Source organism: Bordetella genomosp. 5, assembly GCF_002261315.1.
Lineage (GTDB): Bacteria > Pseudomonadota > Gammaproteobacteria > Burkholderiales > Burkholderiaceae_B > Bordetella.
The window spans coordinates 89,588-110,094 of record NZ_NEVP01000017.1 but is presented as its reverse complement, the minus strand read 5'-3'; the positions used below and the strand labels follow the sequence as shown (position 1 = coordinate 110,094).

Sequence of the window (20,507 nt, the reverse complement as noted above, 5' to 3'; positions counted from 1 at the left end):
GTCGATCCCCGAGGTCCCTGCGCGCCCAGGGTCACAGGACGCCGTGCCGAACTCAACGAGAAGGAGCAAACGAAATGGAACAGTCCAATGTGAAGTCGTCCGCGCAGGGCGCCAACGGTCACGCGAAGTTTGACCTGGACATCGAGGCCATTCGTGCCCGCGCCCGCCGCGACATCGAGTCCGGCGCCGTCACCGACACCTATCGCGCCGATCGCGAGACCGTGCTGCGTCTGCTGAACGAAGCGCTGGCCACCGAACTGGTCTGTACGCTGCGCTACAAGCGCCATTTCTTCATGGCCCGCGGCCTGAACGCGGAGCCCGTGGCCGCCGAATTCGCCGAGCACGCCGCGGAAGAGCAGGCGCACGCCGACCGTCTGGCCGAGCGTATCGTGCAACTGGGCGGTGAGCCCGATTTCTCGCCGGACGGCCTGCAAAAGCGCAGCCACGCCGAGTACGTCGAAGGCGACACGCTGCAGGACATGATCCGCGAGAACCTCATCGCCGAACGCATCGCCATCGACAGCTATCGCCAGATGGTCGAGTACGTGGGCGATCAGGATCCCACCACGCGCCGTCTGCTCGAAGAAATCCTGGCCGCCGAAGAAGAGCACGCCGACGATCTGTCGGACTTCCTGGCCAAGAACTGACGAAAAAAAACCGCGAGGCACGCCTCGCGGTTTTTTTGCGGTCACGCGCGGAGCGATCGCTCAGATCTGCTCCGCGTACAGGTCGTATTCGTCGGAGTCGGTCACGCGCACGCGCACGATATCGCCCGGCTTCACGGCCTGATCGGTGGTGACGTACACGCAGCCGTCGATCTCGGGTGCGTCCGCGCTCGAGCGGCCGATCGCGCCTTCCTCTTCGACCTCATCGATGAGCACATCGATTTCGCGGCCCACGCGCTTGGCCAGCCGCGCGGTCGAGATCGCCTGCTGGTGCTCCATGAAGCGCTCCCAGCGGTCCTGCTTGACCTCGTCGGGCACCTGGTCGGCCAGCAGGTTGGCGGGCGCGCCCTCGACCGGCGAGTACTGGAAACAGCCCACGCGATCCAGCTGAGCCTCGCTCATCCAGTCGAGCAGATACTTGAAGTCGTCTTCGGTTTCGCCGGGGAAGCCCACGATGAACGTCGAACGCAGCGTCAGGTCGGGGCACTGTTCGCGCCACTTCTTGATGCGGGCGAGCGTCTTGTCCTCGAACGCGGGGCGCTTCATCAGCTTGAGCACGCGCGGGCTGGCATGCTGGAACGGGATGTCCAGATACGGCAGCACCTTGTTGTTGGCCATCAGGCCGATGATCTCGTCGACGTGGGGATACGGGTAGACGTAGTGCAGGCGCGTCCAGACGCCCAGCTCCGACAGGGCCTCACAGAGCTCGGTCATGCGCGTCCTGACGGGGCGGCCGTTCCAGAAGCCGCTGCGGAATTTCACGTCGACACCGTAGGCGCTGGTGTCCTGCGAGATCACCAGCAGCTCCTTGACACCGGCCTTCACCAGGCGCTCGGCTTCGCTCAGCACGTCGCCCACCGGGCGGCTCACCAGATCGCCGCGCATCGACGGGATGATGCAGAAGCTGCAGCGATGGTTGCAGCCTTCGGAGATCTTCAGGTACGCATAGTGGCGCGGCGTGAGCTTCACGCCTTGCGGCGGCACCAGGTCGAGATAGGGGTTGTGATCGGCGCGGGGCGGGGCGGCGCTATGCACGGCGCGCACCACTTCTTCGTATTGCTGCGGACCGGTCACCGACAGCACGCTCGGGTGCACCTTGCGGATCGCGGATTCTTCCACGCCCATACAGCCGGTCACGATGACCTTGCCGTTCTCGGCCAGCGCTTCGCCGATCACTTCGAGCGACTCGGCCTTGGCGCTGTCGATGAAGCCACAGGTATTGACCACGACCACGTCGGCGTCGGCGTACTCGGCCGTGACCTGATAGCCCTCGGTGCGCAGCTGGGTGAGGATGCGCTCGGAATCGACGAGCGCCTTCGGACAGCCCAGCGAGACGAAGCCCACGCGCGGGATGCGGCCGTCCGCGTTGGCGGCGGCGATGGTGTCGGCCAGCGTCGAGGCGGCGGACGCGTCTGCATTGGCGGGCTTGCCGGGGCCCTTGCCGGGCCGGGACGTTTCGAGAATTTCCAATCTAGTTCACCGTAGGTTCGCGCACCGATCGAGGTCGTGCGGCGGAATTTCGTGGGGCCGGGCCGGCGGGGCCGCGGCGCATTCGGGGTTCAGGCCGGTTCGTTGGCATGCCAGGGAGGCAGACCGCGCAGCGTTTCGGGGTGCAGCATGGCGACCTGCAACAGGGTCTTGGCCGCGCCCGACGGATTGCGCCGGCCTTGCTCCCAGTCTTGCAGGGTGCGCACGCTCACGCCCAGCAGTGCCGCGAAGTCGGCCTGAGGCAGGCCGACGCGGCTACGCGCTTCGCTGATATGCGCCGCCTGCCACCGGGCGGCATGCACCGGCGGGGGGGACTTGTTCATGGGTGGGTCGTTGTGCGGGAGAGCGTCGGGCCGGCGTGTGTCGATGCCGAGGCCCCGCGGCCGGCTCCCGTTCCGGATTCACGCCGCCATGGCGTCCATGGCGGCAGGGGATGGGGCGCCATTATACGGCATTGCCGTAGGAACGCGAGCCTGTCGTCGGGCCGGCCGGGCTCAGGCGCGGCGTGCCCGGCCGGCGCCGCCACGGCGGGTGCGCGGCGCGGCGGGCGGGGCCAGACTCTCGAACACCTGCCGCACGCAGAGCGCGAACTGTTTGGCCAGGTGGCTCATCGGAAAGTGTTCGGACGTGACCGCATAGGTGTGAAAGGGCACCTCCCCCGAGAAGGGGATTTCGCAGAGGTCGGGCAGCGCCAGAATGCGCGACACCACCGGACTCACGATCGAGACGCCCAGACCCTTGGCCACCATGGTGCAGATCGTGGGCGCGTAGGGGGTTTCGATGGCGGGGATGCGGGCGTCGTCGGAAAAATGCCGGTCGATCTCCAGCCGGTTGATGCTGCCGCCCGGCAGCGAGATAAAGGGCTCGCCCGTGAAGTCGGCGGGATGCAGGACGGCGCGTCCGGCCAGCCGGTGCTGGCGCCCGACGATCGCCACGCCTTGCGCCACGTTGATCGATTCGAATCGCAGACCGGGAGACTCGGTGCGCAGCGAGGCGTAGCCGATGTCGCAGTAGCCCGTGGCGGTCCACTTGGCCACCACGTCGGAGCGGCCCATCTGGATCTGCACCGGGATATCGGGATGGGCCTCGCGAAATCGCAGCAGGGCTTCGGGAATCACGCATTGCGTCATCGATCCCACGGCGCCGACGCGCAGCGTGCCGGTGCCGCGGCGGCGGATCGAGCTGGCGCTCTCGCCCAGGGATTCGAGGCCGATGAAGGCGCGTTCCACGTCCTCGTGAAAGGCTTCGGCCTCGGGCGTGGGGATGAGTTTCGTGCCGCTGCGCTGAAACAGCGTGAAGCCGACCGCGGCTTCGAGCAGCGCGATCCAGCGGCTGATGTTGGGCTGCGAGGTATGCAACAGGCCCGCCGCCGCCGTCATGGAACGGGTTTTCATGACGGCCCGGAAGGCCTCCATCTGCTTGAAATTCACGGCGCGGCTCGTTGCGGGAATGAGGTGTTCAGAGCATATCAAAATTGTATGGATAGCTGTAAACGCCTGATTTGACGCATATATCGCGCGCGCCGCACACTGACTTCACGATCACTCACCGCGACGAATCATGGAATCGAAAGTCAGCCGACGCTTGCGGCAAGCCCCCGCGCCCGAAGTCATTCAGTACCTGTTCCAGCCGCGCACCACGCGTGCGTTTTTCGCCAACAATTTCGAGGTGCTCACGCAGATCAACCTGGCGCATCTGCTCATGCTCGACCGCCAGGGTCTGCTCGAGAAGTCCATCGCTCGCACCTTGGCCGGCGCACTGCTGCGCATGCGCGAAGACGGGCCGGACGTCGTCGAGCTCGACCCGGCGCGCGAGGAAGCCTACTTCAACTACGAGGCTCACCTGATCAAGCTGGTCGGGGCCGACGCGGGAGGGCGTCTGCACACGGCGCGCAGCCGCAACGACATCGGCGCCACCAACGACCGCATCCGTGCCCGTGACTACGCGCTGAGCGTGGGGCAGGCGCTGCTGGCGCTCACGCGCACCGCGCTGGATCAGGCCGAGCGCTATGCCGAGCATGTGATGCCGGGCTACACGCATATGCAGGCCGCGCAGCCGATCACCTACGGCTATTACCTCGCGGCGCTGGCCGATGCCTGGCTGCGCGACCTAGACCGCATCCTGCATGGTCTGGTGACGCTCGATGGCTGCCCGCTCGGCGCCTGCGCGCTGGCCGGGACCTCGTTCGCGATCGATCGGGCCGACACGAGTGCCTTGCTGGGCTTTTCGCGGCCGCTGGCCAATGCGCTAGATGGCGTGGCGTCGCGCGACTTCGCGCTCGAGCTCAGCGCATCGCTCTCGATCATGATGATTACCTGCAGCCGCATGGTGCAGGACTTCTATATCTGGTCCACCCCGGAATTCGGCTATCTCACGTTCCCGGACAGCATCGCGAGCACCTCCAGCATCATGCCGCAGAAGAAAAACCCCGCCGTGCTGGAGTATCTGCGGGGCAAGACGGCGCACCTGATCGGACTGACCTCGGGCGCGTTCACCGTCGTGAAGTCCACCCATTTCACGCATTCGGGCGACAGCTCGCGCGAGAGCACGCGCAGTTGCTGGGAGAGCGCCGACGAGGCCCTCAAATGCCTGGCCCTGGTGCGCCTGCTGGTGGAACAGGTGGAGCCGGATGGCGCGCGCATGGCGGCGCGCGCGGCGCAGGACTTCTCCACCGTCACCGATCTGGCCGACCTGCTGGTGCGGCAGGCCGATCTTTCGTTCCGCGAGGCGCATCACATCATCGGCGCGGTCGTGCGTCAGGCGCTCGACGCCGGCCTGGGCGCCAGCGGCATCACGGTGGCCATGATCGACGCCGCCACCCGCGAGCAGCTCGGGCGCGACGCGGGCCTGGCTGCGGCGGATGTCGCCGCGTGTCTGGACCCCGCGCGCAATGTGGCCGGACGGTTATCCGCCGGCGGGCCGGCGCCGCAGGCCGTGCGCGCCCGCCTGGTGGCCCAGCGCGAGGCCGTGCGCGGCGCCGAGCGCGAGTTCGAGGCCATCCAGGAGCGGATCGATGCCGCCGCGCTGGAACTCGCGGAACGGGCGCGCGCGCTGAGCGCGATGCCGGCCGCCGCGGCGCATTGAGCGAGCACGACGCATGCCGGCGGGCGGCCATCGCCAAAACCGGTACAACAGCAGACAAGGGGAAATCAACATGAAGAAAGTCATCGTCGCCATGGCCTTTTGCGGCGCGCTCGCCGCCACCGCCCAGGCCCAGTCCTATCCGACCCGGCCGATCGACGTGGTGGTGCCGTTCGCGCCGGGCGGGACAGTCAACCTGACCGCGCGACTGTTCGCCACGCGCATGGCCGAGAAGTTGGGGCAACCGGTCATCGTGGACAACAAGCCCGGCGCCGGCGGCAACATCGGCGCGGCGTATGCTGCCAAGGCGGCGCCCGACGGCCATACGCTGCTGTATGCCACCATGGGCAATCAGGTCATCCAGCCGCTGCTGAGCAAGAACCTGCCGTACTCACCTTCCCGCGATTTCGTGCCCATCGCGCTGTTCGCCACCGTGCCCAACGTGCTGGCGGTGTCGGCCGATACGCCCGCGCGCAGCATCGAGGAGCTGGTGGCCTATGCGCGCGCCAATCCGGGCAAGCTCAACATGGGGTCGGCCGGCATCGGCTCGGTCAATCACATGCTGGGCGAGTTGTTCATGTACCGCGCCGGCGTCGAGTTCGCCCATGTGCCGTACAAGGGGGCGGGGCCCGCGGCGGCCGATCTGCTCTCGGGGCAGATCCAGGTCCTGTTCGTGAACCTGCCGACCGTGCAGGCGTATATGAAGTCCGGCAAGATCCGCATCCTGGGCGTGGCCAGCGCCGAGCGCAGCCCGGCGATTCCGGACGTGCCCACCTTCGCGCAGGCGGGGGTGAGCGGCGCCGAGACCGAGTCGTGGTCGGCGCTGATGGCGCCCGCCGCCACCCCACCCGCCGTGGTGCAGAAGCTCCAGGACACGGTGCTCGCCATTGCGCGCGAGCCGGCGATGGGAAATCTGCTGGCCGAGCAGGGCGCGCGTCCGTTGCCCGGCGATAGCGCCGAACTCAAGGCGTTGATCGAGTCCGATACCCGGCGCTGGGCCGACGTGATCGAGCACGCCAGAATCCAGCTCGATTGAGCCGGCGGCGGCGGGCTAGGGCGCCTGCCGCCGATACAGCGCCAGCAATGCCGCCAGCCCGATCAGAAGCCCGCCGCAGACCCGATTGAGCCAGCGCAGGGCCCCCGCCCGGAACAGCTGCACCAACCGGGCGCCGAGCACGGCGTAGGCCAGCATCGCGGCGAGGTTGAGCACCGCCAGGATCAGGGCCAGCGTGGCGTACTGCGGCAGCAGCGCCATGCGCGGGTCGATGAATTGCGGCAGAAACGCCGACATGAACAACAGGGCCTTGGGATTGGTGAGGGCCACCAGAAAGCTGCGCAGAAACAGCGCGCGGCGGTCCAGGGGCTGTGACGCGCCAGCGCCCGGCACCACCAGCGCGGCGTCGGCACGCAGAAGGCGCCAGCCCAGATAGGCCAGATACAGCGCGCCGGCCCATTTCAGGGCCTGGAAGGCCACCTCCGAGGCGGCCAGCACCACGCCCAGCCCGCAGGCCACGATGGTGATGAGCAGCAGGTCGGCGAGCAGCGCGCCCGCCATGCCCCAACCCGCGGCGCGCACGCCGTGGCGCGAGCCGTTCGACAGCGCCAGCAGCACGGTCGGGCCGGGGGTGGCGATCAGGACGCCGCTGGTGGCGACAAACAGGATGAGCGTGGCGTCGGTCATAGGGGTCGAAGGGAGGTTGCCTGGGGAGGGGGCGTTCGCGGCGGGACATTCGGCCCGCGCCCGTGGTCACAGTGTGAGCGGCGCGGGCCCCGCCGTCCATCGTGACGTAGCGCAGTCGGCGAGGCGCCGCCGGCGAGGTGCGGCCGGCGAGGTGCGGCCGGCCAGGCGCGGCCGGCGAGGCGCGGCCGGCGAGGTGCGGCCGGCCAGGCCTGCGCGGCCCGACCCGCCCCCACCACATGGGGGCGTCCGGCGGCGGGCTGTCCGCTACCATAGCGGTCTGATCTCTTTTCGGCCGTTTTATGTCCCAGAATCCTTCCGCCAGCCTGGCGCCGCCCCTGTCCTCCGTGCTGACGGCCGCTGCCCAGGCGGTCGCCGCCGTCCAGGCCGGGCGTTCGCTCACCGAGGCGCTCACCGAGGTCGAGCCGCGCCTGCGCCCGGCCACGCAGGCGGTGGCGTTTCACACGATGCGCTATCTGGGCTGGACCGAGGCCGTCGCCGCCAAGCTCGTGCCGCGCTCGCCCGGGCCCTTGCCCGACGCGCTGCTGTGCGTGGCGCTGGGTTTGCTGCGCACCGAAGACGCGCCGCTCGCCGGCATGCCCGTCTATTCGGCCCACACCGTGGTCGACCAGGCCGTGACCGCCGCGGGCGCGCACCGCAGGCTGATGTCCTATAAAGGTCTCATCAATGGCAGCCTGCGCCGGTTCCTGCGCGAGCGGGCCCAGCTCGAGGCCGAGGTGGCGCCGTTTCCGCAGGCCCGCTGGAATCACCCCAATTGGTGGATCTCGCTGCTCAAGCGCGACTATCCCGATCACTGGCAGGACCTGCTGGCCGCGGCCAACGTGCCCGCGCCGCTCACGCTGCGCGTGAATCGCCGGCGCGCCACGCGCGAACAGGTGCTGGCGGCCTTCGAGGCAGCGGGCATCGTGGCCGGCGCCGTCGGCGAGGCCGGCCTGGTGCTGCACCAGGCGCGCCCGGTTACGCAGCTGCCCGGCTTCCAGGAGGGCTGGTGGTCGGTGCAGGACGCCGGCGCACAGCTCGCGGGCGAGCTCTTGCCCGTCGCGGACGGCATGCGGGTGCTCGACGCCTGCGCCGCGCCCGGGGGCAAGACAGCTCACTTGCTGGAGCGTGCCGACGTCGATCTGCTCGCGCTGGACGCCGACGGCGAGCGCCTGCGCCGCGTCGGCGAAAATCTCGACCGGCTTGGCCTGTCCAGCCCACGCGTGCAGTTGCGGGCGGCCGATGCCGCCGATCTCGATGCCTGGTGGGACGGCGTGCCGTTCGACGCGGTGCTGGCCGACGTGCCCTGCACGGCCTCCGGCATCGTGCGGCGGCATCCGGACATCCGCTGGCTGCGCCGCGAAAAAGACATCGCGCGCACGGCCGCGCTGCAGACGCGCATCACGGACGCTCTCTGGCGCACGGTGAAGCCGGGCGGTCATCTGCTTTATGTCACCTGCTCGGTCTTTCCGGCCGAAGGGCGGGATCAGGCCGCGGCCTTCGCGGCCCGCCATGCCGATGCCCGGGCGCTGCCGGCGCCCGGCCAACTGCTGCCGGTTGCCATCGGCGCAACACCCGAAGCGCAACACGACGGTTTTTTCTACGCCTTGTTTGCCAAAGCGGCCCCGAATCGCCAAGAATAGAAAAACAGTGTCGCGTTGAAGCAAGTCGATGAAATTCCGTTCGTTTTCCGCCCTGTTGTTGTGCATTTCCCTGCTGTTCGGCATGGTTGGCGCCTCGATCGCGCAAGCCGCCGAGCCCGTCGTCACGCGGGTCGAACCCGTGATCCGCGACGGCAAGCTGGTGATCGACGCGGATATCGATTTCCCGCTCAACGAGCAGTTGCGTGACGCCGCCAGCCGCGGCGTGTCGCTCTATTTCACGGCCGATCTCACCATTACCCGGGCTCGCTGGTACTGGTTCGACGCGACGGTCGCCGACGAGCACATGACCTGGCGCATCACCTATAACGCGCTCACGCGCCAATGGCGCGCCGGCCGCGACGAGCTATCGCTGCCGGTGTCGTCGCTGGACGACGCGATGGATCTGGTGCGGCGCATCCGCGGCTGGGAAGTGGCCGACGCCAGCGCCTTCGAGGCCGGCGAGCGTTACCAGGGCCAGTTACGGGTCCGGCTCGACACCTCGCTGCTGCCGCGGCCGTTCCAGGTCAACGCGCTCAACAGCAGCTCCTGGTCGCCCACCACGTCGTGGACGCCGTTCTCCTTCACCCTGACCGACCCCTCATGAGACACCTGCTCCGCCTGGCGCTGATCATCGGCGCCATCAGCGGCCTGGGCCTGCTCGGGCTGCTCGTCTGGTCCACCGGCAACGCCTCCCGCTTCGCGCAGTATTACGACGCGCTGCTGGTCCTCAACGGCATCTTCGCGCTGGCCCTGTTCGTGTGGGTGGTCGCGCTCAGCGTGCGCCTGGTGCGCCAGATCCGCCGGCGTCAGTTCGGCGCGCGGCTGACCGCGCGCTTCGCGCTGGCCTTCGCCGTGATCGGCGTGCTGCCGGGCACCATGATCTACACCCTCTCGGTGCAGTTCATGTCGCGCTCGATCGAGTCGTGGTTCAACGTGCGGGTCGACAGCGCGCTGGAGTCCGGCCTCAACCTGGGCCGGGCCGCCCTCGATTCGCAGCTGGCCGACCTCGACGCCCGGGCCCGCGCGATGGCCGTCGAGCTCAACAACATGTCCGACCTCGAAATTCCTGCGTCGCTCACGCGGCTGCGCGAGAACAACGGCGTGCAGGAGGCGCTGGTGTTTACCGGCACGGGCCGCCCGGTCGGGTTTTCCACCAATAAATATGGGCAGTTGCTGCCGCCGGTGGTGCCGCCCGAGGTGCTCAACCAGCTGCGGCTGGCGCGCGGCTATTCGGCCGCCGAGGCCGACGACCCGGCGATTCCGGGTTCCGAAGGCGGGCTGCACCTGCGGGTGGTGATTCCGCTGTCGGCGCCGGTGCGTTTCGATGCGCCGCTGGGCATGTCGGTCGAGCCGCGCTGGCTGCAGCTGGTGCAGAACGTGCCCGAGCAGATCGCGCACAACGCCAACCGCGTGCAGCAGGGCTTTCGCGACTACCAGGAGCTGGCCCTGTCCCGGCTGGGCCTGCGCAAGCTCTATGGCATCACGCTGACCCTCGCGCTGCTGCTCGCCACCTTCGCGGCCATCGCGGTCGCGCTGTCGCTCTCCAAGCGTCTCGTGCGGCCGCTGCTGTCGCTGGCCGCCGGCACGCAGGCCGTGAGCGTGGGCGATTTCCGTCCGCTGCCCGAGCCGCCGGGCCGGGACGAGGTCGGCCAGCTGACGCGGTCGTTCAACGCCATGACGCGCCAGCTCGACGAAGCGCGCCAGATGGTCGAGAGCAACCGGCGCCAGCTCGAGCGTTCCAACGTCTACCTCGAAAGCGTGCTGGCCAATCTGTCTTCCGGCGTGATCGCCTTCGACGAGGGCTTTCGCGTCACCACCGTCAATCAGGGGGCGCAGGCCATCCTGCAGGCCGACCTGCGCTCGGTGATCGGCCGGCCCCTCGAAACCGCCGACGGCATGCTGGAGCTCGCCCACATCATCCGGCAGGCCTTCGCCAACCACGCCGCCGTGGGATCCGAGCGCCTGCACTGGCAGCAGCAGTTCGAGATCGCGCCCACGCAGGAGCCCAACGGATCGACGGTCACGCTGCTGGCGCGCGGCACGCATCTCAAGGTCGATGGCCGCGGCAATGGCTATCTCGTGGTGTTCGACGACATCACCGAGGTGATCTCGGCCAACCGCACCATGGCCTGGGGCGAGGTGGCGCGCCGCCTCGCGCACGAAATCAAGAATCCCCTCACGCCGATCCAGCTGTCGGCCGAGCGCCTCGCCATGAAGCTCGCCGACCGGCTCGAGCCGGCCGACGCGCAGATGCTGACCCGCGCGACCAACACCATCGTCAATCAGGTCGGCTCGCTCAAGCAGATGGTCGACGACTTCCGCGAATACGCGCGCACGCCGCCCGCGGTGATGCAGCCGATCGACTTCAACGGCCTGGTGGCCGACGTGCTGGCACTCTATGGCTGGGATCCCGAGGGCAAGAGCGCCGCGGCGTTCCAGCTCGACGTCGAGCTCGGGGCGGACGTGCCCCTAATCGAGGGCGATCCCACGCAGCTGCGTCAGGTGATCCATAACCTGCTCGCCAACGCGCGCGACGCCGTGGCAGAGCAGGGCCGCGAGGGCCGGGTGCGCGTCGGAACGCAGGCGATGCGCGTCGCCCAGGTCGATGGCAGCGAGCAGTGCACCGTGCGTTTTACGGTCGCCGATACGGGTCCGGGCTTCGCGCCGCAGGTCATGCAGCGGGCCTTCGAGCCCTATGTCACGACCAAGGCCCACGGGACTGGGTTAGGATTAGCCATCGTGCGCAAGATCGTGGAGGAGCACGGCGGACGCATCGATCTCGCTAACCGCAAGGAAGGCGGGGCGCGGGTTTCCATTCTGTTGACCCGTTTGTCGCCCGCGGCCGATACTATGGACGCGACCTTGCAAGAAAAGCATAATGCGGCTACGCAATAGGTGAGAGGTTTATGGCCAGAATTCTGGTGGTCGACGACGAAGTTGGCATTCGCGAGCTGTTGTCAGAGATCCTTTACGACGAGGGACATACGGTCGAACTCGCGGAAAACGCCGCGCAGGCACGCGCCGCGCGCTTGCGTTCGCGCCCGGACCTGGTCCTGCTCGACATCTGGATGCCCGATACCGATGGCGTGAGCCTGCTCAAAGAGTGGGCTTCGCAAGGCATGCTCGACATGCCGGTCATCATGATGAGTGGCCATGCCACCATCGATACCGCGGTCGAGGCCACGCGTATCGGCGCGATGGATTTCCTCGAAAAGCCCATCACGCTGCAGCGTCTGCTCAAGACCATCGCAGCCGGTCTGGCGCGCGGCCGCGTGCCGCATCCGGCCGCCCCGGCATTGAGCGCCGCGGCGCCCATGCCGATCGTGGCGCTCGAAGACGAGCTCGATCCCGCACCGGTCGCGCCGGTGGTCAATGGCGAAGCGCCGGTGGCCAACACCGGCCAGCTCGGCAGCATCTCGCTCGACCAGCCGCTGCGCGAGGCCCGCGACGAATTCGAACGCATCTACTTCGAATACCACCTGGTCCGCGAAAACCACAGCATGACCCGCGTCTCCGAACGCACCGGCCTCGAACGCACCCACCTCTATCGCAAGCTCAAGCAACTCGGCATCGAATCCGCGCGCAAACGAGGAACATGAAGATCCTCATCGTGGGCGCCGGCCGCGTGGGTACCAGCGTGGCCGAAAACCTGGTGTCCGAGCAAAACGACATCACGGTGATCGATTCCGATCCGGCCCAGCTGCGTTATCTGCAGGAGCGCTACGACCTGCGGGTCGTGGCGGGCGACGCCACCCAGGTCTCGGTGCTGGCCGCCGCGGGCGCCGAAGACACCGATCTGCTGATCGCCTGTGCCGCCTCCGATTCGGCCAACATGGTCACCTGCAAGATCGCGCGCCAGCTCTTCAATGTGCCGCGCCGCATCGCGCGCATCCGCATGGCCGAGTTTCCCGACCATCCCGAGCTGATGGGCGAAGACGGCTTCTGTATCGACGCGCTCATCAGCCCCGAGCGCAGCGTCACCACCTACCTCCACAGCCTGATCGAATTCCCCGAAGCCCTGCAGGTGGTCGAGTTCGCCGATGGCCGTGTCAGCGTGGTGACGGTCCGTGTCGGTAGCGGCAGTCCCATGGCGCACCACTCGATCGAGCGGCTGCGCGAGGTCTGGCCCGACGTGAAGGCGCGCGTGGTCGACGTGCTGCGCGATGGCCGGCCGCTCCATGCCGGCGAAGGCACCGTGATCGCCCCGGGCGACGAGGTGGTGCTGGTGGTCGACACCCGCCATGCGCGCCGCGCCGTGCGCCAGCTGCGCGAGGCCGAGCGCAGCGTGCGCCGCGTGATGATCGCGGGCGGCGGCAATATCGGCCTGCGGCTGGCGCGCCAGCTCGCCGAAGAGAATTACAGCGTCCGCATCATCGAGCGCAGCGCCCAGCGCTGCGAGTTTCTTGCGGCCGAGCTGCCGAGCAGCGTGCTGGTGCTGCATGGCAGCGGCACCGACGAAGCCTTGCTCGAAAGCGAAAACATCGAAGACATGGACACCTGGCTCGCGCTGACGAGCGACGACGAAGACAACATCATGTCGTCGCTGCTGGCCAAGCGCATGGGCGCCCGCAAGGTGATCGCGCTGATCAATCGCGCCGCCTATGGCGAGCTGATGCAGGGCAGCCATATCGACATTGCCGTGTCGCCGTCGCAGGCCACCATGAGCGAATTGCTGCGCCACGTGCGCCGCGGCGACGTCGTCGCGGTGCACCGGCTGCGCCAGGGCGTGGCCGAGGCGCTCGAGGCGATCGCCCATGGCGACAAAAACACCTCGCGCGTGGTGGGCCGCAAGGTCGGCGACATCCGTCTGCCCAAGGGCGCCAGCATCGGCGCGATGGTGCGCGGCGACGAAATCATCCTGCCCGATGGCGAGACCATGATCGAGTCCGACGACCACGTCATCGTGTTCGTGCCGAGCCGTCAGCAGATGCCGCGCGTCGAAAAACTGTTCCAGGTCTCCGCGTCGTTCTTCTGAATCCCGGAATCCGCCACTCATGAAGCGCCTGCTGGCCACCCTGTACGTGCTGGGCCTCACCATGGTGGTGTTCGCCCTGACCATGCTGATTCCATTGGGTCTGGCCTGGTTCGGCGACGACGCCGGTTTCATGGCCTTCCTGGAGGGCTTTCTGCTGGCGCTGGGTATCGGGGGCGCGGTGTGGCTGTTCACGCACCGCTGGCGCCGCGAGCTGCACGCGCGCGACGGCTTCCTGCTGGTGGCCACCGTATGGGCCGGCCTGCCGCTGCTGGCGTCGATTCCGCTGCTGCTGTATTTCCACGACGTCGGCACGCCACTGTCCTTCACCGATGCGTATTTCGAGGCCATGTCGGGCCTCACCACCACCGGCGCCACCGTCTTGTCCGGCCTGGACCACCTGCCGCGCTCCATCAATCTCTGGCGAGCCACGCTGGTATGGATCGGCGGCATGGGCATTCTCGTGCTGGCGGTGGCGATCCTGCCGCTGCTGGGCGTGGGCGGCCATCAGGTGGTGCGGGCCGAGCAGCCCGGCCCGATGAAAGACGAGCGCCTCACGCCGCGCATCGCCGGGACGGCCAAGGCGCTGTACGCCGTGTATTTCGGCTTTTCGATTCTGTGCCTGCTGGCCTACCGTGCCGTCGGCCTGTCGTGGTTCGACGCGTGGTGCCACATGGCCACCACCATGGGCCTGGGCGGATTCTCCACCTACGACGACGGCTTCCTGCACTTCGATTCGGTGCCGGTCGAGATCGTCGCCATCGTGTTCATGGTGATTTCGGGCATCAACTTCGCCACCCACTTCAACGCGCTGCGCAGCCGCAGCCTGCGGCCTTACCTCGATTGTCCGCAGACGGTGCCGTATCTGGTCGTGATCCTGGGCGCGGGGCTGGTGATTTCGCTGTTCCTGCTGTTCGAGCGGGTCTATGACGATCCCCTGACCGCCCTGCGCTACGGCATGTTCAACACGATCTCGGTCGCGACGACCACCGGCTATGCCAACGTGGATTACACCGCCTGGCCCCTTTTCGCCCCCCTGACGATGCTGCTGCTCGCCGCCTTCGCGACGTCGGCGGGCTCCACCGGCGGCGGCATCAAGATGATCCGGGTCATTCTGCTGGTCAAACAGGCGCGCAACGAGCTGGTGACGATGCTGCACCCCCATGCCGTCAGCCCGGTGCGCATCGGACAGCGCATCGTCGACTCGCGGGTGATGTTCTCCGTCCTGGCGTTCATGCTGGTGTACGGGCTCTCGGTCGCGGTGATGTGCAGCCTGCTGCTGCTGTCCGGCATGGATCTCACCCTGGCCTTCTCCGTGGTCATGGCCATGATCAACAACACGGGGCCCGCGCTCGGCGCGTTCGGGCCGGTCGGCAACTTCGGCGGCCTCACCGATTTCCAGACCTGGGTCTGCACGTTCGGCATGCTGATCGGGCGGCTCGAGCTGTTGACCGTGCTGGTGCTGTTCACTCCCTGGTTCTGGCGCAAGTAAGCCCGGGGCCCTTCGGGGACACGCTCGCCGTCCCCCCTCCTCCTCGAATGTGACTGCTAAGCATTCGTTACCCGTACGGCGTCCTGTTACAGCACCTCAGGCTATCAATCGCTTCGGGGACGGGTTGCAGTGCAATTGGGGCCGTGTCGAATGCGGCGCCGCATTCCATTTCAGTCGGTTTCGAAACCCGCGCCAATCAAGGCTCTGCGGCTCTGGCCCCGCCACGACCCGCGCCATTGCTTGATTGTGAGTGCTTACTTACTTTTTGCGCTCTAAGAGAAACTCGCGTGTAAGGCCGTTGCGCATAAATGTCACGATTTCACGGCTTTTTGCCACAAAGTAGCGGCTATCATGCATTCAACAGTCGCCCGTTCATGCACCCCGGGAGGTTTCCGGGCTTCAAGGCTCAACGGCGCACCCCACACAACATGAAAGATGCAAGGAGTCGGACATGGACCAGATCCCGTTCGTTTCGTCGGCCCCCAATACCCTGGGCATTGAACTCGAATTGCAATTGATCGATCCGCGGAGCTTCGACCTGACCGCCGCGTCGGACGAACTGCTCGCCCAACTGGCCAACCATCCCATTGCCGACCGGGTCAAACCCGAGATCACCCGGTCCATGATCGAGCTGAATTCCTCGGTGCACGAGCACCCCGTCGGCCTGCTGGCCGAGATGCGTGAAATGCGCGACGCCCTTTGCGAAGCCGCCGACGCGGTCGGTGTGGGCGTGGCGGGCGGCGGCGCCCACCCGTTCATGCGCTGGCAGGAGCGTTCTATCTCCGACACGCCGCGCTTCCAGTATCTGGCCGAGATGTACGGCTACCTGGCGCGCCAGTTCACCGTGTTCGGTCAACACATCCACCTGGGCGTGAAGTCCGGCGACGATGCGATCCGCCTGGTGCAGGGCATCTCGCCCTACGTGCCGCACTTCATCGCCATGTCGGCGTCCTCGCCCTACTGCGAGGGCGTGGACACGCTGTTCTCGTGCTGCCGCCTGAATGCGGTCAACAGCTTCCCGCTGGCGGGCCACATGCCGGCCGAGGTGACCGACTGGTACCGCTTCGAAGCCCATCTGGCCCAGCTGCGCGACAGCGGTCTGGCCGACAGCATCAAGGATTTGTACTGGGATATCCGGCCCAAGCCCGAGTTCGGCACCGTCGAGATCCGGGTGTGCGACACCCCGCTGACCGTCGAGCGCGCCTGCCAGATGGCGGCCTTCGCCCAGGCGCTGGCCGTGCTCGTCGCCCGTGATCCGCAGCCGGATCCCAAGGCCTGGCTGGCCTACCGCAGCAATCACTTCCAGGCCTGCCGTTTCGGCCTGCACGGCAACTACGTCACGCCGGATGGCGAGCGGGTGCGCCTGGCCGACCATCTGCGGGCGCTGTTCACCCGCCTGATGCCGATTGCCGAAGAAATGGGCACGACCGACATGCTGACGGGCCTGCGCGACGAGATCCTGCGCACCGGCAACGACGCGCGCTGGCTGCGCAACCAGTTCCATCGTGTGCGGGAGCTGCCGTTGATGGTCGAGTCGATGACGCGCGCCTGGCGCGGCGAGCGTGCCGGCGTGCAGGGCGCGGAGCAGGGCGCCGTGCGCCGCCGTATCCGCGCCACGTCCGAACCGCTGCAGGCCGCCCTGGCGTCGCCCATGACGCCGGCCCAGGCGGAGGCCACCTCGCCCTGGCCGCCGCGTCTGCACTGAGTGCCCGAGGGCGCGCCCGTTCCGGGTGCGTCTCGCAACAAGCCCGGCTTCGTGCCGGGCTTGTCGTTTGTGGAGCGAGCGGGGCGGCTAGGGCGTGCGGCCGCCGCCGTCGCCGCGACGCCCGCCGATGGCGCTCACCGACAGCAGGGTCTCGTTGGAGGCCGCGCGGCGGGTGGCCGCGCGCCAGGCGTGGCCATAGGCGACTTCGATGGTGAGCGAGATGCGGCCTTCCGGACCGCGCCGCGCCTCGAGCGCGGCGCACAGGCGGTCGCGCCATTCGCGGCCGACCAGGCCGGCACGGCGTCCGCGCGCCGGGTTGCCGCCGAGCGCGCGCACGTCATCGAGCAGGCGTTCGGGGGTGGCGTAGGTGAGCGTGAGCGTCTCCTGGTCCATCACCGGATCCGAAAATCCGTTTTCGACCAGCAGATCGCCGAAGTCGTGCATGTCGACGAAGGCCGGGGTGGCGGTGTGCAGCCCGGCGTCGGCCAGCGCATCGCGCAGCTCGCGCAGCGTGCCCGGCCCCAGACAGGAAAACATCGCCGGCGCGCCCACCTTGAGGATGCGGCGCCACTCGGCCAGCACCGCGTGGGGCTCGGGGTGCCAGTGCAGGGCGAGGTTGGACCACACCAGATCGAGCGATTCGGGGTCCAGGCCGGTCTGGGCAAGGTCGGCCTGCACAAAGCGCGTCGCGGGCTTGCCGCGCCCCGTGAGGCGTCCCAGCAGGTTGCCCAGGCCCGCGGGCATATGGCGGTCACGGGCGATCGCGAGCAAGGGCGCACAGGCGTCCAGCCCGGTGTAACCCACCTCGGGATAGCGCTCGCGCAGCAGCGGCAGATTCGCGCCGGCGCCACAGCCGGCATCGAGCAGCGCGGTGGGCGCCAGCCGGATGTAGCGCAGCCGGTCCATCATGCGGCGCGCCACCTCGCCATACAGGAACTGGGCATCGGCGAGATCGCCGCGGCGGGCGAACTGCCGCACGACGTCGGCCGGAACGAGCGGCAGGGTGGGAAGGGTGGATTGCGGCTGGGACATATCGGCGGCGGGCCGGCTGCGCACGGCAGGGCGGCATGGTGCAATCGGTGCGAACGGTGGCCTCCGTAGCGGCCGCCGGCGCATGGGCACGGAGGATCGATGAGACCGGACATTATGGCGCATCTGCGCCGGGCGACCGCCGTGGCCCGGCGGGGCGCAGGGGCTTTCAGGCGTGTCTCACGAGGCGCGGCAGGGCTGACAGCCAGGGCCCGCGCCGCTGTCGGGCACTTTTCCACCCGGTTCTCCACCGGGTTGTTCACCGGGTTTTCCAAGCGCTTATCCAAAAACTTATCCACAGGCTGCCCCTTGTGCGACATGCCCGCGCACGCCGGTCGGCTGTGCCCCGGCTGCGCGGAAGAGCTGCTGTGCCAGGGCGCCGATGCCGCCCGCTGTCCCCGTTGCGCACTGCCTCTTCCGGCGCCACGCCTGGCTGCGGTCGGCACCGCGGGCCCCGGCCCGGCAGCGCCCGGGCTCTGTGGCGGCTGCGTCAGGCGCTTGCCCGCATTCGAACGCGTGCTTGCGGCTTTCGATTACGCGCCGCCCGCCGACTTCCTGATACGGCGCTTCAAGGATGGGCGGCTGGCCGATGGCAGGGCGCTGGCCGATCTGATGGCGCGCCGCTGGAGGGCCGGCGCGGGGTTCGGGCGCGACGGCGCCGCCTGCGTGATGGTGTCGGTGCCGGCCTCGCGGCAGGGCGTGCGCGAGCGCGGCTTCTGTCCGCCCGCGGAGCTCGCGCGCCTGCTGGCGCCGCGCTGCCACATGGCGCGCGCGCCCTGGGCGCTGCGCCGTCTGCGCGAAGTGCCGCGGCAGCGCGGGCGCGGCGCACGGGGCCGGCGGCGCGCGCTCGCGGGCGTGTTCGGCGCCGATCCGCGTGCCGTGGCGGGACGGCACGTCGTGCTGATCGACGATGTGCTCACCACCGGCGCCACGGCCCATGCCTGCGCCCTCGCGCTGCGCCGTGCCGGGGCGGTGGGCGTCACGGTGCTCGTGGCCGCGCGGACGCCCGCACGCCGGCCCCCTCCCTGACGAGAACAGCTGGGCAGGCCGCCGCTGTGGCCGGTCGCGGGGCGGCCGACCGGACCGCCGGGATGGCGACGGCGGGCAAGGCTTCGACGACGGGCGGCACGCTGCGTCCTGCCGCGTCGCTGGCACAATAGCGGCTGTCCCGCTGAGCCTCCGTTCCCATGTTTCACGTCGTTCTCGTCTGCCCCGAAATCCCGCCCAACACCGGCAATGCGATCCGGCTGTGCGCCAATACCGGTGCCCAGCTGCATCTCGTGCGGCCCCTGGGCTTCGAGCTAGACGACACCCGTCTGAAGCGCGCGGGCCTCGATTACCACGAGTGGCAGCCCATGCAGGTGCACGACAGCCTGCCGCAGGCGCTGGCGGCCACGGGCGCGGCGCCCGACCGGATCTATGCGCTCACCACGCAAGGCGCGCGCGGCATCCAGGGCCTGGCGTTCCAGCCGGGCGATGTCTTCGTGTTCGGCCGCGAGACCGCGGGGCTGTCCGACGAGCATCTGGCGCTCTTCGGGCCCGGGCAACGCCTGCGTTTGCCCATGTTGCCCGGGCAGCGCAGCCTCAACCTGTCCAATGCGGTGGCCGTGACCGTGTTCGAGGCCTGGCGCCAGCAGGGTTACGCAGGCAGCGTGTGAGCGGCGTTCCGCACGCGCCATGCAAAACGGCCGCCCGAGGGGCGGCCGTGTCGTTTTCACGCAGCGACGGAATCAGTCGAGCGTGAGATTCAGGCGTTCGATCACGGCGTCCCAGCGCGCCTTCTCGGCCACGATGCGCTGGGTGAGCGCCGCCGGCGTCGAGGGGGCGGGGGTGAAGTACTGCAGCGCGAGCTGCTTTTTCACGGCGTCGCTGTTGATGATGCGCGCGAGCTCGCTGTTCAGGCGCTCGACGATCGGCGCGGGCGTGCCCGCGGGCGCGAGCACCGCGTTCCACGAAATCGCCTCGAATCCCGGGTAGCCCTGGGAGGCCATCGTGGGGATGCCGGGCAGCAGCGGGCTGGGCTCGAGACTGGTCACGGCCAGCGTCTTGACCTTGCCGTCGCGCGCCTGCGGCAGGGCGATGGCGGGCACCATGAAGCCGGCCTGCACGTCGCCGCCGATGATGGCCGAGATCACTTGCGGAAAGCCCTGGTACGGGATGTGGGCCAGATCGACCTTGGCCTCGCCCTTGAACATTTCCATGGCGAGGTGGGCCGAGCTGCCCGGGCCGACCGAGCCGTAGTTCAGTGCGCCGGCGCGTTCGCGCGCCAGCTTGACCAGACCCTGCACATCATCGACCGCCAGATTGCCCGGCACGGTCAGCACGTTGGGGCTGGTGGCCACCAGCGTGATCGGCGCGAGATCCTTGAGGGGGTCGTAGCCGAGCGTGCGCTTGTAGAGCGTGGGGGCGGTGACCAGCGGGCCGTTGATCGTGTAGAGCAGGGTGTAGCCGTCGGGCTTGGCCTGGGCCACCACGCGCGTGCCGATGTTGCCGCCCGCGCCGGGCTTGTTGTCGACCACGATGGGCTGCTTCAACGCCTGCGACAGCGGCTCGGCGATGGTGCGCGCCAGAATGTCGGGCGACGAGCCCGGCGGAAACGGCACCACGAGATGGATCGGACGGTCGGGCCAGTCGGCGTGGGCGGCGGCCATGGGCATCAGCGCGGTCAGCACGACGGCGCCCAGATGGCGCAGACGGTTGCGGAACATGGAGGGTCTCCTCGGGCGTGCGGGGTATGTTGTTTTATGGGTAGAC

General features: G+C 68.5%; 18 protein-coding genes. 12 read left to right on the top strand and 6 right to left on the bottom strand.

The features are described 5' to 3' along the window. Positions 1–74: 74 nt before the first annotated feature. The gene (locus CAL25_RS23585) at positions 75–647 is read left to right on the top strand and encodes a ferritin-like domain-containing protein (RefSeq protein ID WP_094804620.1); all 573 of its coding nucleotides are present in this window, start codon (positions 75–77) and stop codon (positions 645–647) included. A 60-nt stretch (positions 648–707) separates the two neighbouring features. Here CAL25_RS23585 and rimO read toward each other — a convergent pair whose 3' ends face one another. The 3 genes from rimO to CAL25_RS23570 form a co-directional block, all read right to left on the bottom strand. Then, positions 708–2,018, bottom strand: coding sequence for a 30S ribosomal protein S12 methylthiotransferase RimO (gene rimO / locus CAL25_RS23580; protein ID WP_094804763.1), 1,311 nt, complete (start codon positions 2,016–2,018; stop codon positions 708–710). A gap of 206 nt (positions 2,019–2,224) precedes the next feature. After that, on the bottom strand, positions 2,225–2,476 hold the full coding sequence (locus CAL25_RS23575) for a helix-turn-helix domain-containing protein (RefSeq protein ID WP_094804618.1): 252 nt from the start codon (positions 2,474–2,476) through the stop codon (positions 2,225–2,227). Between the two features lie 171 nt (positions 2,477–2,647). Further along, positions 2,648–3,583, bottom strand: coding sequence for a LysR substrate-binding domain-containing protein (locus CAL25_RS23570; protein WP_094804616.1), 936 nt, complete (start codon positions 3,581–3,583; stop codon positions 2,648–2,650). A gap of 130 nt (positions 3,584–3,713) precedes the next feature. On the opposite strand from CAL25_RS23570, the gene argH reads away from it, so the two are divergent. Together argH and CAL25_RS23560 are read left to right on the top strand one after the other, a co-directional pair. Next, on the top strand, positions 3,714–5,237 hold the full coding sequence (gene argH, locus CAL25_RS23565) for an argininosuccinate lyase (protein ID WP_094804614.1): 1,524 nt from the start codon (positions 3,714–3,716) through the stop codon (positions 5,235–5,237). Positions 5,238–5,307: 70 nt separating this feature from the next. Continuing rightward, positions 5,308–6,270, top strand: a complete 963-nt coding sequence (locus CAL25_RS23560) for a Bug family tripartite tricarboxylate transporter substrate binding protein (RefSeq protein WP_094804612.1) — start codon at positions 5,308–5,310, stop codon at positions 6,268–6,270. Between the two features lie 15 nt (positions 6,271–6,285). Here CAL25_RS23560 and CAL25_RS23555 read toward each other — a convergent pair whose 3' ends face one another. Beyond that, positions 6,286–6,915, bottom strand: coding sequence for a LysE family translocator (locus tag CAL25_RS23555; protein ID WP_094804610.1), 630 nt, complete (start codon positions 6,913–6,915; stop codon positions 6,286–6,288). A 299-nt stretch (positions 6,916–7,214) separates the two neighbouring features. Between CAL25_RS23555 and rsmB the strand changes: the two genes are divergently transcribed. The 7 genes from rsmB (at position 7,215) to CAL25_RS23520 (ending at position 16,724) form a co-directional block, all read left to right on the top strand. Next, positions 7,215–8,555, top strand: coding sequence for a 16S rRNA (cytosine(967)-C(5))-methyltransferase RsmB (gene rsmB / locus CAL25_RS23550; protein ID WP_094804608.1), 1,341 nt, complete (start codon positions 7,215–7,217; stop codon positions 8,553–8,555). Between the two features lie 28 nt (positions 8,556–8,583). Next, complete coding sequence (locus tag CAL25_RS23545; protein WP_094804606.1) at positions 8,584–9,159, top strand: DUF4390 domain-containing protein; 576 nt, start codon at positions 8,584–8,586, stop codon at positions 9,157–9,159. Then, positions 9,156–11,450: a sensor histidine kinase gene (locus CAL25_RS23540; RefSeq protein ID WP_094804604.1), complete on the top strand. Its 2,295-nt coding sequence runs from the start codon at positions 9,156–9,158 to the stop codon at positions 11,448–11,450. Before CAL25_RS23545 ends, CAL25_RS23540 begins: the two co-directional genes overlap by 4 nt. 11 nt (positions 11,451–11,461) lie before the next feature. Next, entirely contained in the window at positions 11,462–12,154 is a 693-nt protein-coding gene (locus tag CAL25_RS23535; protein WP_094804602.1) for a response regulator, read from the top strand. Beyond that, on the top strand, positions 12,151–13,530 hold the full coding sequence (trkA, locus tag CAL25_RS23530) for a Trk system potassium transporter TrkA (RefSeq protein ID WP_094804600.1): 1,380 nt from the start codon (positions 12,151–12,153) through the stop codon (positions 13,528–13,530). Before CAL25_RS23535 ends, trkA begins: the two co-directional genes overlap by 4 nt. Before the next feature lie 19 nt (positions 13,531–13,549). Further along, entirely contained in the window at positions 13,550–15,019 is a 1,470-nt protein-coding gene (locus CAL25_RS23525; protein WP_094804599.1) for a TrkH family potassium uptake protein, read from the top strand. 451 nt (positions 15,020–15,470) lie between these two features. Further along, complete coding sequence (locus CAL25_RS23520; protein WP_094804597.1) at positions 15,471–16,724, top strand: YbdK family carboxylate-amine ligase; 1,254 nt, start codon at positions 15,471–15,473, stop codon at positions 16,722–16,724. 87 nt (positions 16,725–16,811) lie between these two features. Here the strand turns inward: CAL25_RS23520 and CAL25_RS23515 are convergent, their stop codons facing one another. Beyond that, entirely contained in the window at positions 16,812–17,756 is a 945-nt protein-coding gene (locus CAL25_RS23515) for a methyltransferase domain-containing protein (protein WP_094804761.1), read from the bottom strand. A 495-nt stretch (positions 17,757–18,251) separates the two neighbouring features. On the opposite strand from CAL25_RS23515, the gene CAL25_RS23510 reads away from it, so the two are divergent. Continuing rightward, positions 18,252–18,782: a ComF family protein gene (locus CAL25_RS23510; protein ID WP_249279215.1), complete on the top strand. Its 531-nt coding sequence runs from the start codon at positions 18,252–18,254 to the stop codon at positions 18,780–18,782. Positions 18,783–18,940: 158 nt separating this feature from the next. Continuing rightward, positions 18,941–19,411, top strand: a complete 471-nt coding sequence (locus tag CAL25_RS23505; protein WP_094804595.1) for a tRNA (cytidine(34)-2'-O)-methyltransferase — start codon at positions 18,941–18,943, stop codon at positions 19,409–19,411. Between the two features lie 72 nt (positions 19,412–19,483). Here CAL25_RS23505 and CAL25_RS23500 read toward each other — a convergent pair whose 3' ends face one another. Then, entirely contained in the window at positions 19,484–20,461 is a 978-nt protein-coding gene (locus CAL25_RS23500; protein WP_094804593.1) for a Bug family tripartite tricarboxylate transporter substrate binding protein, read from the bottom strand. Between the last annotated feature and the right edge of the window lie 46 nt (positions 20,462–20,507).